Below are 15,210 nucleotides of genomic sequence, written 5' to 3' on the forward strand. Positions count from 1 at the left end.
TCACTCGAACAGGTCGCCCTGCGCTCGGGGCGGGCGGAACGCGGTGACGTCGAGCTGTCGCGATTCGCTGGTGGCCGGGTCGTTGAGGCCCAGCCGTCGGCAGATCTTGTCGAAGCGCTGGGCGATCAGCTCGGCGAACACTCCTCGCCGCGCATGCGCTTGCCGAAGCGGCTGTCGTAGTCGGCACCGCCGCGACTCTGCCGCACCAGACTCATCACCTTGCGTGCCCGCTCGGGGTAGTGGGCCTCCAGCCAATCCTCGAACAGCGGCGCCACCTCCCGTGGCAGGCGCAACAGCGTCCAGCCGGCCCACTGCGCGCCGGCGTCCCGTGCCGCTGCCAGCAGGCGGTCCAGCTCATGGTCGGTCAGGCCCGGTATCACCGGCGCCACCATCACCCCCACCGGGATGCCGGCCTCGTGCAGCCGCTGCACGGTGCGCAGGCGCGCGGCGGGGAGGCGGCCCGGGGCTCCAGGCTGCGCTTGAGCTCGGTGTCGAGGCTGATCAGGCTGATCGACACCCGCACCAGCCGCCGGCGGGCCAGCTCCCCCAGCAGGTCCAGATCGCGCAGGATCAGTGCGCTCTTGGTGATGATCGACACCGGGTGGCGACACTCGAGCAGGAAGCCCAGTATCTCGCGGCTGGTGCCGCGCTCCGCCTCCAGCGGCTGATAGCAGTCGGTGTTGCCGGAGAAGGCGATGGGGCGACACACGTAGCTGCGCTTGCAGAACTCCTCGCGCAGGCGATCCACCAGGCCGCTGCGGGCAATCAGCCGGGTCTCGAAGTCGATGCCCGGCGACATGTCCCAGTAGGCGTGGCTCGGTCGCGCATAGCAGTAGATGCAGCCGTGTTCGCAGCCGCGGTAGGGGTTGAGGGAGCGGTCGAAGGCCAGATCCGGGAGTCGTTCCACGCCAGCGCGCTGCGCGCCCGCTCCTCGCTGACCACCGTGGCCAGGCGCGTCGGCATCTCCTCCTGCCACCAGCCGTCGTCCTCCGTTTCGCTGTGGGTGGGGGCGAATCGGTTGCTGGGATTGTAGGTGGCGCCGCGACCCTTGCGCGTTTGCTTGATGTCGAAGTGGGGCATGGCGAGCCTTCATTTAACTGTATTCATATACAGTATAGTGGGGCATTAGCCAGGTGCCAATCGTCAACGGCTTCACCTGGCGGGCATTTGCCCGGGGTTTCCTTTACGCTTTGCCGTATGGATGCCATCTCCGATAGTCAATCCGAGCGCCAGGGCGAGGCGCTCTACTCGGTTCAGGGGCTGTGGTGCACCAGTTGCGCCCTGGCCGTCGAGGCTCAGCTGGCCCGCATGCCCGGCGTCAGCGCCGCCAGCGTGCACTACCCCAGTGCCACCCTGCTGGTGCAGGGGCAGCCGCCGGCGCTCGAGGAGGCGCGGCTGGCCGCCGCCGTGAGCCGGCTCGGCTACCGCCTCGGTCCCCCGAAGCGATAGGCGATGCCGAAGCGCGGCTCGATGCCGAGAGCCGCTATCTCACCCTGCGGCTGCTCATGGCCGTGGCCTTCGGCATGTGGACCATGCTCGCCTCGCTGCTGATCTATGCCGGTGCCATGCCCAGTGCCGAGCTGGACGTGATCATGGCCTGGGTTTCGGGCGCATTCGCCCTGCCGGTCGTCACTTACGTGGCACTGCCGTTCTACCGTGCCGGCTGGCGCACGACCCGAGCATGGCGACCCGGCATGGATGCGCTGGTGGCGCTGGGCGCGCTGACGGCGGTGGGCGTATCGCTGTGGCTGCTGATGCTGGGCTCGCCGGAGGTCTATTTCGATACCGCGGTGATGTTGGTCACCCTGCTGCTGGTCGGTCGGCTGGTGGAAACCCTGTGCCGCCACCGCGGGCTGCGTGCGCTCCAGGCGTTGCATCGGCCGCCGGCGCAGGTACAGCGCTGGGTGGCGGATGCCTGGCACTCCTGTGCGCTGGAAGCGGTGGCGGTGGGGGATCGGCTGCGCGTCGAGCCCGGCGAGACCCTGCCGCTGGATGGCGTCCTCCGCGATGGCGAAGCGCTGCTCGACCTCTCACCGCTGACCGGCGAAAGCGCGCCGCGGCGCTGCCTGCCGGGCGATGCCGTGGCGGCCGGCTGCCGTAACCTCGGTGCGGCGCTGGTATTCGAGGTCACCGCGCCCGCCGGCGAGTGTCGTCTGGACCGGCTGCGCGAGCAGATGTGGTGGCAGCAGGCGCGCAAGGGCGAGCTGCAGCGGCTGGCGGATCGCTTCGCCGGCTGGCTCAGCCCCTGGCGGTGGTGCTGGCGTTGCTCACCCTGGTGGCGACCTGGCTGGCCGGCGTGCCGACCGAGGAGGCCTGGGTGAGGGCGCTGTCGGTGCTGGTAGTGGCCTGCCCCTGCGCCGTGGGCCTGGCGATTCCCCTGGCCGGTCTGGCGGGCAGCGGCCAGGCCCTGGAGCGCGGCGTGGTGATTCGCGACCCGGGGGCCTTCGAGACGCTGGCGCGAATCCGCAGCGCCGCCTTCGACAAGACCGGCACCCTCACCGCCGGGGAGCCGCAGGTGCAGGCCATGTACTCGGCGGCCAACCTGTCTGAACCGGAGCTGCTGGCGCTGGCCTCGGTGGCGGCGCGTGGCAGCGAGCACCCGTTGGCGCGGGCCGTGCGTCGCTATGTTCAAGATGCCCAGGATGCCGGGGCGGGCGGGGAGCTCGAGATCGTGCAGACCGAGGAGGTCGGCGGACGCGGGCGCCGGGTCTCACTTGGCGATGGGCGAGAGCTGCTGCTGGGCAGCCGTGCCTGGCTCGCCGAGCAGGGCGTTGCCACTGAGCAGGCCGCCGACTCGGGAGAGAGCGAAGTGCTGCTGGCCTGCGACGTTGCCCTGCTGGCGCGCTTCACCCTGGGCGAGACGGCCCTGCCCGGCACCGCAGAAACGCTGGCCGAGTTGCGCCGTCACGGCCTCGCGCTGGCGCTGATCAGCGGCGACAGGGCGCCGGCGGTAAGGCGGCTGGCGGATGCGGTGGGCATGAAAGCGGAGGAGTGCTATGCCGGGCGCAGCCCCGAGGCCAAGGCCAAGCTGCTGGCGGCCATGCCGCAGCCGTCGCTCTACGTTGGCGACGGGCTCAACGACGTGGTGGGGCTGGCCACCGCCAGCGTCGGCGTGGCGCCGCTGGGTGCCAATAGCACGGTGCAGGAGGGCGCCAGCGTGGCGCTGCTGAAGCCCGGGGTGGCCGGGGTCGAGGTGGCCTGGCGCCTGGCGCACCGCACGCGCCGGGTGATGCGCCAGAATCTGGTGCTCTCCGGCATCTACAACCTGCTGGCACTGGGGCTGGCGGTGGCCATGCCGATTCCGCCTCTGATAGCGGTGCTGGCCATGGTGGCCAGCTCGCTCAGCGTAGTGGCGAATTCGGCACGCCTGGCCCTGGCCGGCGAGCAGGAGCCCCAGGTACGACAGCAGAGCCAGCAGGTGGGAGCGCTGGGCACGGCGCCGTGACAGGCCGAGCCAGCCTGTTAAGATGGCGGCTGCCCCACGCCCTATCAGGATACGCTCATGCTTGCCGATACCCTGGCCGCCATCGTACCGGTCGATGACGCTCTCGCCCCCGCCGTGCAGACACGCCTCGACAACCTCACCAAGCCCCCGGCAGCGCTGGGTCGTCTCGAATCGCTGGTCATCCAGCTTGCCTGTCTGAGCGGCAGCGCTGCGCCTGCGGTGAGCCCGCCCGGGGTGATCGTCTTCGCCGCCGACCATGGCGTGGTCGAAGAGGGCGTGTCGGCCTTTCCCCAGGAGGTCACGGCGCAGATGGTGGCCAACTTCGCCGCTGGCGGCGCCGCCATCAACGTCTTCGCTCGGCAAATCGGTGCGCGGCTCGAGGTCGTCGACGTGGGGGTGAAGGGTACCGTCGAAGGTGAGGGCGTGGTCCACGACAAGGTGCGCCCCGGCACCGCCAATTTCGCCCGCGAGGATGCCATGAGCCTGGCCGAGGCCCAGCGCGCCATCGAGGTCGGCATACGTGCCGCCGCGCGCAGCCAGCGCCGCCGGCTGCTGCTGCCTGATCGTCGGTGAGATGGGCATTGCCAACACCACCGCCAGCAGCGCCCTGCTGGCCGCCCTGAGCGGGCGGCCGGTGACCCGCCTGGTGGGGCAGGGGACGGGCATCGATATCTCGCGCCTGGCCCACAAGGCCGGGGTGATCGAAAGCGCCCTGGCGGCTCGCGATGCCGACCCCACCCGGCCCATGGAAGTACTGGTCAAGCTCGGCGGGCTGGAGATCGCCGCCATGGCCGGCGCCTACCTGGGTGCGGCCGCCCGGCGCATGCCGATCCTGGTCGACGGCTTCATCGCCACGGTGGCGGCGCTGGTGGCCTGCCGGCTCGTGCCTGCGCTGCACGGCTACCTGATCTTCGGCCACCGTTCCTGCGAGCCGGGCCACGACGTGGCGCTGGAGCTGCTCGAGGCCGAGCCGCTGCTCGACATGCAGCTGCGCCTGGGTGAGGGCACCGGAGCGGCACTCGCCTTCCCGCTGCTCGAAGCCGCCTGCCGCATGCTGAGCGAGATGGCCACTTTCGATTCGGCCGGGGTGGCTGGCGCTGCCCCTGAGTCATGAGCGCCGAGGCATGAGCGTCGAGCCGCTGAGCCTGGCCCTGCTGGCACTGCTGCTGGGGGCCATCGCGCTGGATCTGCTGATCGGCGACCCGCCCTGGCTTCCCCATCCGGTGGTCGCCATGGGGCGGTTGATCGAGGTGCTGGAGCGTCGCTGGAACCACGGCAGCCCGCGAGCCCGTCGCTGCAAGGGCTTTCTGCTCACCGGTTGCGTGGTGGCGCTCGTCTATGCGCTGGCCTGGAGTGGGCTGACGCTGCTCGCCTGGCTGCACCCCTGGCTGGGGCGCATCGGCGAACTGCTGTTGCTGGCCAGCGCGCTTGCCATCAAGGGCCTGCGCGATGCCGCCTTCGCGGTGGCCGACCCGCTGGTCAAGGGCGACCTCGCAGGTGCGCGCCGGGCCGTTGCGATGATCGTGGGGCGCGACACCGAGTCCTCGACGAGGCCGGCGTGACCCGGGCCACGGTGGAAACCGTGGCCGAGAACACGGTCGACGGCATCACCGCGCCGCTGTTCTGGGCGCTGCTCGGCGGGGCGCCGCTGGCGCTGGCCTACAAGGCGGTGAACACCCTGGACTCCATGGTCGGCCATCGCAGCGAGCGCTACGCCGATTTCGGCTACGCTTCGGCCAGGCTCGACGACCTGGCCAACTGGGTGCCGGCCCGGCTCACCGCCCTGAGCATGTGGCTGGCCGCCCTGGCGCTGCCGGGGGCGCGCTGGCAGGGGTGCGTAGACAGAGGGCACTGGCCGGCACCTGGCGCGAGGCGCCGGGCCACCCCAGCCCCAACGCCGGCTGGCCCGAAGCGATGATGGCGTACCTGCTCGGCGTGCAGCTCGGCGGCACCAATACCTACGGCGGGCGGGTCTCAGAGCGGGTAAGGCTGGGCGAGCCGCACGAGCCGCTGCGGGTCGTCCATATCGAACGTGCCGTGCGCCACATGCATGGCGCCTGGGCCGTGTTCTTCCTGCTGATGGCCGCCGTGGCCGGGGTGCGGAGCGCCTGGGCATGAGCGAGGAGAGACGCATGAGCGACTGGCCGAGCCATGGCGGGCGCCCCGAGCAGCTGCTGCCGCGCTTCGGCCTCGCTGGCGACAGTGAGGTCATCGACTTCAGTGCCAACCTCAACCCGCTGGGGCCGCCGCCCTGGTTGGCGCAACGGCTCGCCGCCAGCGTGGCGAAACTCGCCGTCTATCCCGACCCTGACTATGGCGAGGCGCGAGACGCTATCGCCATGAGCGAAGGGCTCGGGCCCGAGAAGGTAAGGCTCACCAACGGCGGCGCCGAGGCGATCTTCCTCGCCGCGGCGCTGCTGGCCAGGCAGGGGTGCGTCGGGCCGCGATCGTGCAGCCCACCTTCGGCGAGTATGAGCGGGCCTGCCGCCACTACGGCATCGCCGTGGAGCACGTCGAGCTGGCGCCGGGCAGTTTTGCGCTGGATGAGGCGAGTGCCGCTGAGGCCATGCGCGATGCCGGCGCGTTGTTCCTGTGCCGCCCCAACAACCCCACCGGCACGCTGATCGAGCGCGGGATCGTCGAGCGCCTGCTGGTAGCGGGCCAGCGCCACGGCGCCATGCTGGTGGTGGACGAGGCGTTCATCGATTTCGTCACGCCGGACGAGCGGCTCACGCCGCTGCTGGCTCGCTTCGACAACCTGCTGCTGCTGCGCTCGATGACCAAGCTGTATGCCATTCCCGGCCTGCGGCTGGGCTACCTGCTGGGCTCAGCCGCTGCGGTAAACGCTATTGCCGAGTTGCAGCCGCCGTGGAGCGTCAACGCCCTGGCGGCGGGGCTGGTCGCGCCGCTGCTGGCGGACCGGGACTATCTGGCGCGAACCCGCGCCTGGCTCGACGCCGAGCGCCCCTGGCTGCAGGGCGAGCTCGCGGCGCTGGGCCTCGACGTCGTGCCGTCCCACGCCAACTTCCTGTTGTTCAGGGATGCTCGGCTTCAGGATGCTCGCGGCGGGTCGATGCCGGCGCTGCTGGAACACCTGGCGCGCGGCGGCATTCTCGTCCGTCATACCCACCATTTCATCGGCCTCGAGGGCGCCTGGCTGCGGGTGGCGGTGCGCTCGCGACCGGAGAACCGGGCGCTGGTCGAGGCCATTGCGCGTTGGAGACATCCATGATCGCTTTCATCAGCGGCGGGGCACGCTCCGGCAAGAGCACCCATGCCGAAGCCTTGGCACGACGCTGGCAGGCCGAGCGGGGCGGGGCGCGCTACTACCTGGCGACCGCCAGGAGCGGCGGCGACGGCGAGTGGCAGGCCCGCATCGGCCGTCATCGGCAAGTCCGGGGCGAGGGCTGGATCACCCTGGAGGAGCCGGTGGATCTCATCGCCGCCCTCGAGCGGGTGGCGCCCGGCAGCACGCTGCTGCTCGACTGCCTGACCCTGTGGGCCAGCCAGCTGCTCTATGCAAGCGAGTATGCCGGCGAGCTCGACGAGGCGCGGGGCATTGCCATGCTCGAGCGCCTGCTGGCCGAGGCCCGGCGACGCGACGTGGCGCTAGTGATCGTCTCCAACGACGTCAACGAGGGCATGCCCCCGAGGACGCCGAGGTGTGGCGCTACCTGGCTTTTCTGCAGCGGGCTCACCGCCTGGTGGCGCAGGAGGCGGACGAGGTGATCCAGGTGATGGCCGGGCTGCCGCAGGTGTGGAAACGCCGTGGCGAGGAGCGCTCATGAAAGACGTCGCCTTTGGCCTGGTGCTGGCGCTGCAGTTCCTCACCCGGCTGCCGCTGCCCTTCGCCTGCCCCTGGACGCCGGCCACCCGGCGCTGGGCGGTGCGCTGCTATCCGCTGGTTGGCGTGCTGCTCGGCGGCCTGCTGGTGGCGGCGGCCGCGCTGCTCGAGAACCTGCTACCCGCACCGCTGCTGGCGCTGGCGCTGCTCACGCTGTGGGTGGCGCTCTCCGGCGGGCTGCACCTGGACGGCCTGATGGACGTGGCCGACGCCCTGGGCAGCAACGCGCCGCTGGAGCGCAAGTGGGAGATCATGAAGGATCCCCATGTGGGCAGCTTCGGCATCCTGGCGCTGGTGTTCCTGCTACTGTGGAAGGCCGCGCTGCTGTTCGTGCTGCTCGACGCCGGCGCCAGCCTGCTGCTGCTGGTGATGATCCTGGGGCTGGGGCGCTTTTCTGCCGTGGCGCTGCTGGTGCTGGCTCCGGCGGCGCGGCCCGAGGGCATGGCTGCCAGTTGGAAGCGCGATCTTTCACCGCGCGATCTCTGGCTTGCGGCGCTGCCGCTGCTGCCGCTGGCCGCGCTGGCGCCGGGAGGCGTGTGGCTGTGCCTTGCACTGGCGCCGTTCCTGATGCTCTATGCCTGGGGCATGCTGCGCGCCTTCAAGGGCATCAACGGCGATATCGTCGGAACCGCAATCGAGGGAGGAGAGCTATGGCTGCTGCTGGTCGCCTGGAGCTGGTGGTCGTTCGTCACGGGGTGACGCAGTGGAATCGCGAGCGTCGCTACCAGGGGCAGCGCGACATCCCGCTGCTGCTACCCGAGGCCTTGCCTGGTCTCGACCGGCTGCGCGAGGCGCTGGAGGAGCAAACCTTCGATGCCGTGCACTGCAGCGATTTGACCCGCTGCCGGCAGACCCTGGCGCACGTGGTCGAAGGGCGAGAGGAGAGCTGGCCGACGCACTTGGATGCGCGCTTGCGCGAACTCGACTTCGGCGACTACGAGGGGCGCACCTACGAAGAACTGGAAACGCTGCCCGCCTATCGCGCCTGGATCGACACCGCGGGCGAGCAGGCGCCGCCCGGCGGCGAATCCACCGCCGAGCTGCGCCAGCGGCTCGACGCCTGGTTCGCCGACCTCGTGAACGGCTGCTCGCCACACGGCCATCATCGCGTGCTGGTGGTCTGCCATGGCGGCGTGATTCGCGAGCTGCGCCGCCGCTTCGAGGGCATCGGCTTCTGGGAGGGGGCGTCGTCCAGGCCGAGGGGCGCCGATTCACCTTCGCTCATGACGGAGGGCGCTGGCAATGCAGCTTTTCATCGGCGGTACCTGCGCCGGCAAGCGCGACGCCGTAAGGCAGCGCTTCGACGCCCCGCATTGGCACTCCGCTCATGCGCGAGACCGGCTCGAGGCGTGGCCTTCGGTGGCCGACAGCTCATGCCTGGTGCTGGAGGGCTGGGAGCGCTGGATCGGCGAGCGGCTCGCCGCCGAGCCCGACGACGACCGGCTGCGCCAGGCCATGGTGCGGGAGCTCGATGCGCTGCGGGCCTGGGAGGCCGAACGCGGCGGCCAGGCGGTGCTGATCCTGCTCGAGATGGGCCGCGGCATCGTGCCCTCGGCCGCGAGAACCGGCGCCTGCGCGACCTCAACGGCTGGCTGGTCCAGGATGCCGCGGCCCGCTGTGAGCAGGCCTGGTGTGTGCGGCACGGCTTGGTGAAATCGCTAACTCGTTGATCTGGCTCAGTCTCGTGGGGCCGCTCGATTGACGTATCCCCGCCGCGCTGATAGCGTACGCGCACTCTCAGGTGCCTCATCGCAGTTTTGAGGTTAAACGGGAAGTCGGTGACCTTTCTTCGAATTGGAGAAAGAGCATTCCGACGCTGCCCCCGCAACGGTGATCGAGTATGGGTCCATCATCATGCCACTGTGCTCTGCATGGGAAGGCGATGGGCCTGAAGCGTTTCGCTTCGCTCGTCAGCCCGGAGACCGGCCGGAGAGGACATGCCGGGTTGCGGTGGGCAACTTCGAGGCAGGGTAGAAGCCGCCGTTCTCCTCTCTTCCCTTCTCGACCCCTTCACGCCGCCCCGGCTTCGCATAGAAGACCGTGCGGGTAGGCACGGCGAGCAAGGGAATCGGAATGAAAACCAAGCAAAATCTGGCTGCGCAGGGCCTGGCCGCCTTCGGTCTGGCCGCGCTTCCCCTGGCCGTTCAGGCCCAGGCCACGGCTGTCGACACCGTCGCCCTCAATCCCATGGTGGTCACCGCCACCCTGGCACCACGCACCGCCGACGAGACGCTCTCCTCGGTGACCGTACTCGATGAGGCCACCCTGCGTCGCCAGGACCCCACCAGCGTGACCGACCTGCTGCGTGGCCAGCCGGGGGTGGATGTCACCACCAACGGCAGCTTCGGCAAGAACAGCAGCGTATATCTGCGCGGTACCGGCAATGAGTCTGCCGTGCTGATGATCGACGGCATTCGCCTGCGTTCGGCAACGTCGGGGGCGCAGCCTGGCACTATCTCGACCCGCGCATGTTCCAGCGTGCCGAGATCGTGCGTGGCCCCCGCGGCAGCCTCTACGGCGCCGATGCGGTGGGCGGCGTAGTGCAGCTGTTCACTCATGAGGCACAGGAGGGCGGCCCGCATCCGAGCGTCTCCGTGGGCGGCGGCTCCTTCAATACGCAGCGCTACAGCGCCGGGCTCTCTGGTGAGAACGGCGGCACCCGCTATAGCTTCGCCGGCAGTCATTTCTCCACCGATGGCGCCCCGATTCGCCGCGATGGTGAAGATAAAGGGTATGACAATACGACTGGCTTGGTGCGTCTTGCCCATACATTTGAAGGTGGTGCTGAGGTAGGCATGTTGGCGCTGCGCGCCCGCGGCAATACCGAGTTTGACGGTGGTGAAACTGACTTCGTCCAGCAGGTCGCGGGAGTGTATGGCGAGCTGCCTGTCACTGACAGTCTGCGCAGCCGCCTGACCCTGAGCGAAGCGCGGGATGAACAAGACAACTTCGGCGACAACAGGATACTCACCTCTATTTTCGATACTCGCACCCATACCTTGCGCTGGGAGAACACTCTTAATGTCGGCTTTCATGAGCTGATCGGTGGGTTCGAATACAGCGAGGACAAGGTCAGCGGCACGACCTACTTTGACGAGACAAGCCGCGACAACAGTGCGGCCTTTGCCCAAGGCCTCTTCGATTTTGCACCATTTTCCGTTCAGGCAGCGCTACGCCACGATGACAATGAGGCCTTTGGTGAAGAAATTACCGGCAGCATGGCGCTAGGCTACGACCTGGATGCCCACCATACGCTCAGGGCCAGCTATGGCACCGCCTTCAGGGCTCCTACCTTTAACGAACTCTTTTTCCCTTTCACTGATTATGGTTACGGCTTCACATTTGAAGGCAACCCCGACTTGAAGCCAGCAACCTCGAAGACGTGGGAAATAGGAGCGCGTGGCCAATATCGAAACTGGTTCTGGGATGCAGCCCTCTATCAGTCCGATATCGACAACCTGATTGTGAATGTCGACACTACGGGTGACGACCTAGTAAACACCACGGGGAATGTCGACCGTGCGCGCATTCGGGGCATCGAGCTGGCGGCTGGCGCCGAGGTCGACGACTGGACCTTGGCTGCGGCGCTGACCTGGACTGACCCGGAAGACCGAGAAATGGGCAACAGGTTGCGCCGGCGCTCCTCTCAAACGGCGCGCTTCGACGTGGATCGCGAACTAGGCGAGTGGTCACTGGGAGGCTCCTGGATTCTGCAGGGCTATCGTTATGAAAATGCCGCCAACACGGATCGCATCGGCGGCTTTGGGCTGGTCAATCTGCGTGCCGGCTGGCAGTTCGCGCCGCTATGGTCGGCTCGCCTGACGGTCGATAACGCGCTCGACAAGGAATACGAGACCGCTCGTGACTACCTCAATGCCGGCCGTGCGGCCTTCGTCAGTGTCCACTTCGGCCAGTAAGGGTCTAGTCGGCGGGGCCCTTGGCCCCGCTGCATTTTCCTGTGCCTTGCTGACGCTGGCCCTGTCGGGGCCAGTGGCCGGCGAGGCGCATGCCGGCACGCTGTGCGCCATCGACGACCGCGAGCGGGAGGTGTGCCTCGGGCAGCCTGCCCAGCGCATCGCCGCGCTCTCGCCGGGCGCCACCGAGCTGGTCTATGCCGCCGGGGCGGGGAGAAGGTGGTTGCGGTGGTGGCCTACAGCGACTATCCGCCCGAGGCGCAAGAGGTCCAGTCGGTGGGCAGCCATACCCGCATGGATCTTGAGGCCCTGGTGACACTGTCCCCCGACCTGGTGATCGGCTGGATGACCGGCAACCCGCCCGAGCAGCTCGAGACCCTCGAGGCGCTGGGCATGCCGGTGTTCTACATCGAGCCGCGGGACTTCGAGGGCGTTTCCAGTGCCATCGAGCGCCTGGCGCTGCTGGCCGATACCCGAGAGGCTGGGGAGCGCGTGGCGGCCGAGTTCCGCGACGGCATGGCGGCGCTGGCCGAGCGCTACGCCGACGCTGCGCCGGTGCCTGTCTTCTATCAGGTGTGGGACGAGCCGCTGATGACCATCAACGATGAGCACCTGATCGGCAAGGTGCTGACCCTGTGCGGCGGGGCTAATGTGTTCGGCGAGCTGTCGCGGCTGGTGCCGCGCATCGACGACGAGTCGGTGCTGGCCGCCGACCCCGAGGCAATACTCGCCGGCGGCATGGGCGAAGAGAACCGCGACTGGCTGACCCATTGGCAGCAGTACCCGAGCCTGACCGCCGTCGAGCGCGACAACCTCTACTTCATTCCGCCCTCGCTGATCCAGCGCCCCACGCCGCGGCTGCTGGAGGGCAGCCGGCTGTTCTGCGAGAAGCTCGACCGTGCCCGCGCCAAGCGCTGAGGTGATCGATCGCATGCCCCGGCGCTCGCTATGGCCGCCGCTTGCCGCGCTGGCCCTGGTGGGGCTGGCGGCGCTGCTGTTCTCCGTCACGCTAGGCAGCGCTGCGCTGTCGCTGGGCGACGTCTGGGCGGTGGCCCGCGGCGAAGGCAGCCCTCTGGCACGCACGCTGATCCTCGACCTGCGCATTCCGCGTTCGTTGTCGGCATTTGCCGTGGGCGGCCTGCTTGCCGTGGCCGGTGCCCTGATGCAGGTACTGTTGCGCAACCCCTGGCCGACCCCTACGTGCTGGGCCTCTCCGGCGGCGCCTCGGTGGGGGCGCTGGCGGCGATGCTGGCGGGGCTGGGCGGGGCGGTGATCACCGGCTCGGCCTTCGCCGGGGCGTTTCTCTCCACGCTGCTGGTGTTCGGCCTGGCCCACGGTACCGGTAGCTGGACCCCTCGCGGCTACTGCTCACCGGTGTGGTGGTGGCCGCCGGCTGGGGGCGGTGATTACCCTGATGCTGGCGATAAGCCCCGCCGAGCGCCTGCCCGGCATGCTCTACTGGCTGATGGGCGACCTCTCCTATGCACGCACGCCCTGGCCGCCGCTGATCCTGCTGCTGCTGATCTGCCTGCTGCTGATGCCGCTGGGGCGCAGCCTCAACGTCATGGCGCGCGGCCCGCTGCAGGCAGCGGCGCTGGGGGTCAACGTGCGCCCGCTGGAGTGGACGATCTATGTCGTTGCCAGCGTGCTGACCGCCACCGCGGTGACCACCGCCGGCAGCATCGGCTTCGTCGGTCTGGTGGTGCCGCACATGCTGCGCCTGGTGCTGGGCAACGATCAGCGCCTGATCCTGCCGGCCTGCGCCCTGGCCGGCGGCACCCTGCTGGTGCTGGCCGACACCCTGGCGCGTACCATGATCGCCCCGGAGCAACTGCCGGTGGGGGTGATCACCGCGCTGCTCGGCGTGCCCACCTTCCTCTTCCTGCTGTACCGGAGCCGCTGATGAACCGCCTCGAGACTCGCGAGCTGGTGATCGACGTGCCGGGGCGGCGCGACGGGCGGGCGCTTGCGTTCAGCGTCGAGCCGGGGCAGGTGTGGGGCGTGCTAGGCCCCAACGGCGCCGGCAAGACCACGCTGCTGCACACCCTGGCCGGGCTGCGCGTGCCACGGGCAGGGCAGGTGCTGATCGATGGCCGTCCGCTGGCGGCGCTGGGCCGGCGGCAGGTGGCACGTACCCTGGGCCTGGTGTTCCAGGATCGCCACGACGGCTTTCCCGCCACGGTGCGCGAGACGGCGCTGATCGGTCGGCATCCATGGCTCTCGGCGTGGCAGATGGAGAGTGGCAAGGACCTGCGCCTGGCCGAGGCGGCGCTCGAACGGCTCGACGTCGATCACCTGGCCGAGCGCCTGGTCAGCACGCTCTCGGGGGCGAACGCCAGCGCCTGGCGATTGCCACGGTGCTGACCCAGGCGCCGCAGATCTGGCTCGCCGACGAGCCCACCAACCATCTCGATCTGCATCACCAGAGCGCGGTGATGGCGCTGCTCGCCGAGCAGGCCGCCGAGGGCCGTGCGGTGATGATGTGCCTGCACGACCTCAACCTGGCGGCGCGCTGGTGCGACCACCTGCTGCTGCTCTATCCCGACGGCGAGGCGTGCTGGGGGCCGGCCAGCAACATGCTGGTGCCCGCCGCCCTGGAGCGGCTCTACGGCCAGCGCCTGGCCACCGCCGAGATCGACGGCGCCCCCGTTTTCGTACCCGTGAGGTGATATGACGACATCGACGATTCGCGGCGAGGCTCATGCCGCCCTGATTACCGCTCCCGGCTCCGGCCAGGGCAAGTCCATGGTCACCGCGGCGCTGGCGCGGCTGCACCGCAATGCCGGGCGCAAGGTGAGAGTGTTCAAGCACGGCCCCGATTACCTCGACCCCATGGTCCAGGAGGTGGCCTCGGGCCAGCCGGTCTACCAGCTCCACCCCTGGATGACCGGCGAACACGAGTGTCGTTGGCGCCTGGCCGAAGCGGCCCGTGACGCCGACCTGATCCTGGTGGAGGGCTCCATGGGGCTGTTCGACGGCGACCCGTCCAGCGCCGACCTGGCGATCCTGGCCGGGCTGCCGGCGCTGCCGGTGATCGACGCCTGGGGCATGGCCCAGACTTTCGGCGCCGTGGCTCAGGGGCTGGCCAACTACCATCCTGACCTCGCCATCCATGAGGTGATTGCCAACCGCATCGGCAGCCCCGGCCATGGCAGGCTGCTGGCGGAGAGCATGCCGGAGGGGCTCTCGCTGCTCGGGGCGATTCCACGCCACGAGGCGATGAAAATTCCCGACCGTCACCTGGGGCTGGTGCAGGCCGGCGAGCTGGCGGGGCTCGATGCCCAGCTCGACGCCGCCGCCGAAGTGCTCAAGGAGGCGGGCCTCGACCGCCTGCCGGCCAAGGTAACGCTCGAGGCCGAGGCGCCCGAGCCGCCGCCGCGGCTGCTCGAAGGCGTGCGCATCGGTGTGGCCCGCGACGACGCCTTCGCCTTCCTTTATCGCGCCAACCTTGACCTGCTCACGCTGATGGGCGCCGAACTGCGCTTCTTCTCGCCGCTGGCCGACAACGAGTTGCCCGGGTGCGACGCCCTGTGGCTGCCCGGCGGTTACCCGGAGCTGCACGGTGGAAAGTTCGCCGCCAACTCGCCAATGCTCGCTGCGATCCGCGGCCACCACGACGCTGGTCGGCCGATCCTGGCCGAGTGCGGCGGGCTGATGGCGTGCATGGAGTCGCTGGTCGACGGTGAAAGGCGCGAGCACGCCATGCTGGGACTGATGCCAGGCACCGCGCGCATGGCCGGCAAGCTCAGCGCCCTGGGCCTGCAAAGCCTCTCGACCGATGCCGGCGAGCTGCGCGGCCACACTTACCACCACTCGCTGCTGGAGACGCCGCTGGCACCGGTCGCCCATGCCCGCCGCCTGGCCGGCAGCCCCGCGGAGCCGGTCTTCGTAGAGGGCAGGCTGGTGGCCAGCTACTTCCACGGCTACTTCCCCTCGGCGCCGGCGCTGGCCGCCGCCATCTTCCGCGGTCAACCGCTGCGTTTCACTCAGGACAAGAACTAGGAGAC

8 protein-coding genes, 9 pseudogenes and 1 riboswitch are annotated in these 15,210 nt (G+C 69.3%); of the genes and pseudogenes, 16 read left to right on the plus strand and 1 reads right to left on the minus strand.

What is annotated here, in order from left to right; genetic code table 11:
- A pseudogene (locus ACUDAL_RS04080) lies at positions 1–1,080 on the minus strand (PA0069 family radical SAM protein).
- 117 nt (positions 1,081–1,197) lie between these two features.
- On the opposite strand from ACUDAL_RS04080, the gene ACUDAL_RS04085 reads away from it, so the two are divergent.
- From ACUDAL_RS04085 to ACUDAL_RS04160, 16 genes and pseudogenes are all read left to right on the plus strand, one after another.
- Positions 1,198–1,449 (plus strand): cation transporter, encoded by a 252-nt coding sequence (locus ACUDAL_RS04085; RefSeq protein WP_444677236.1) that lies wholly within the window; start codon positions 1,198–1,200, stop codon positions 1,447–1,449.
- A 344-nt stretch (positions 1,450–1,793) separates the two neighbouring features.
- Positions 1,794–2,350, plus strand: a pseudogene (locus ACUDAL_RS04090) (P-type ATPase); the annotation flags it as partial.
- A 174-nt stretch (positions 2,351–2,524) separates the two neighbouring features.
- Positions 2,525–3,445: an HAD family hydrolase gene (locus ACUDAL_RS04095; RefSeq protein WP_444679305.1), complete on the plus strand. Its 921-nt coding sequence runs from the start codon at positions 2,525–2,527 to the stop codon at positions 3,443–3,445.
- A 57-nt stretch (positions 3,446–3,502) separates the two neighbouring features.
- Positions 3,503–4,559, plus strand: a pseudogene (gene cobT / locus ACUDAL_RS04100) (nicotinate-nucleotide--dimethylbenzimidazole phosphoribosyltransferase).
- Positions 4,560–4,569: 10 nt separating this feature from the next.
- Positions 4,570–5,363 (plus strand): annotated as a pseudogene (gene cbiB, locus ACUDAL_RS04105) (adenosylcobinamide-phosphate synthase CbiB).
- The gene (locus ACUDAL_RS04110; protein ID WP_444677237.1) at positions 5,279–5,563 is read left to right on the plus strand and encodes a cobalamin biosynthesis protein; all 285 of its coding nucleotides are present in this window, start codon (positions 5,279–5,281) and stop codon (positions 5,561–5,563) included. Before cbiB ends, ACUDAL_RS04110 begins: the two are co-directional and overlap by 85 nt.
- A 331-nt stretch (positions 5,564–5,894) precedes the next feature.
- Positions 5,895–6,677: a pyridoxal phosphate-dependent aminotransferase gene (locus ACUDAL_RS04115; RefSeq protein WP_444677238.1), complete on the plus strand. Its 783-nt coding sequence runs from the start codon at positions 5,895–5,897 to the stop codon at positions 6,675–6,677.
- Complete coding sequence (locus tag ACUDAL_RS04120) at positions 6,674–7,174, plus strand: bifunctional adenosylcobinamide kinase/adenosylcobinamide-phosphate guanylyltransferase (protein WP_444677239.1); 501 nt, start codon at positions 6,674–6,676, stop codon at positions 7,172–7,174. Before ACUDAL_RS04115 ends, ACUDAL_RS04120 begins: the two co-directional genes overlap by 4 nt.
- A gap of 55 nt (positions 7,175–7,229) precedes the next feature.
- Entirely contained in the window at positions 7,230–7,988 is a 759-nt protein-coding gene (cobS, locus tag ACUDAL_RS04125; RefSeq protein WP_444677240.1) for an adenosylcobinamide-GDP ribazoletransferase, read from the plus strand.
- Positions 7,940–8,410: pseudogene (locus ACUDAL_RS04130) on the plus strand (histidine phosphatase family protein); the annotation flags it as partial. The gene cobS and the pseudogene ACUDAL_RS04130, both read left to right, overlap by 49 nt.
- 121 nt (positions 8,411–8,531) lie before the next feature.
- On the plus strand, positions 8,532–8,942 hold the full coding sequence (locus ACUDAL_RS04135; RefSeq protein ID WP_444679441.1) for a bifunctional adenosylcobinamide kinase/adenosylcobinamide-phosphate guanylyltransferase: 411 nt from the start codon (positions 8,532–8,534) through the stop codon (positions 8,940–8,942).
- Positions 8,943–9,011: 69 nt separating this feature from the next.
- A riboswitch (cobalamin riboswitch) is annotated at positions 9,012–9,234 on the plus strand.
- Positions 9,235–9,362: 128 nt separating this feature from the next.
- Positions 9,363–11,206 (plus strand): annotated as a pseudogene (locus tag ACUDAL_RS04140) (TonB-dependent receptor domain-containing protein).
- 46 nt (positions 11,207–11,252) lie between these two features.
- A pseudogene (locus tag ACUDAL_RS04145) lies at positions 11,253–12,121 on the plus strand (cobalamin-binding protein).
- A 13-nt stretch (positions 12,122–12,134) separates the two neighbouring features.
- A pseudogene (locus ACUDAL_RS04150) lies at positions 12,135–13,106 on the plus strand (FecCD family ABC transporter permease).
- Positions 13,106–13,872 (plus strand): annotated as a pseudogene (locus ACUDAL_RS04155) (ABC transporter ATP-binding protein). Before ACUDAL_RS04150 ends, ACUDAL_RS04155 begins: the two co-directional pseudogenes overlap by 1 nt.
- A gap of 1 nt (position 13,873) precedes the next feature.
- Positions 13,874–15,205: a cobyrinate a,c-diamide synthase gene (locus ACUDAL_RS04160; RefSeq protein WP_444677241.1), complete on the plus strand. Its 1,332-nt coding sequence runs from the start codon at positions 13,874–13,876 to the stop codon at positions 15,203–15,205.
- The last annotated feature ends 5 nt before the right edge of the window (positions 15,206–15,210 follow it).

Origin of the sequence: Halomonas sp. E19, assembly GCF_052439355.1 — a bacterium.
GTDB lineage: Bacteria > Pseudomonadota > Gammaproteobacteria > Pseudomonadales > Halomonadaceae > Halomonas.

What these genes read in the sequence shown, in the direction of transcription:
- ACUDAL_RS04095 (WP_444679305.1), top strand. Translation starts at nt 2,525, where the DNA reads ATGTACTCGGCGGCCAACCTGTCTGAACCGGAGCTGCTGGCGCTGGCC.
- cobS (WP_444677240.1), top strand. Translation starts at nt 7,230, where the DNA reads ATGAAAGACGTCGCCTTTGGCCTGGTGCTGGCGCTGCAGTTCCTCACC.
- ACUDAL_RS04135 (WP_444679441.1), top strand. Translation starts at nt 8,532, where the DNA reads ATGCAGCTTTTCATCGGCGGTACCTGCGCCGGCAAGCGCGACGCCGTA.
- ACUDAL_RS04085 (WP_444677236.1), top strand. Translation starts at nt 1,198, where the DNA reads ATGGATGCCATCTCCGATAGTCAATCCGAGCGCCAGGGCGAGGCGCTC.
- ACUDAL_RS04160 (WP_444677241.1), top strand. Translation starts at nt 13,874, where the DNA reads ATGACGACATCGACGATTCGCGGCGAGGCTCATGCCGCCCTGATTACC.
- ACUDAL_RS04120 (WP_444677239.1), top strand. Translation starts at nt 6,674, where the DNA reads ATGATCGCTTTCATCAGCGGCGGGGCACGCTCCGGCAAGAGCACCCAT.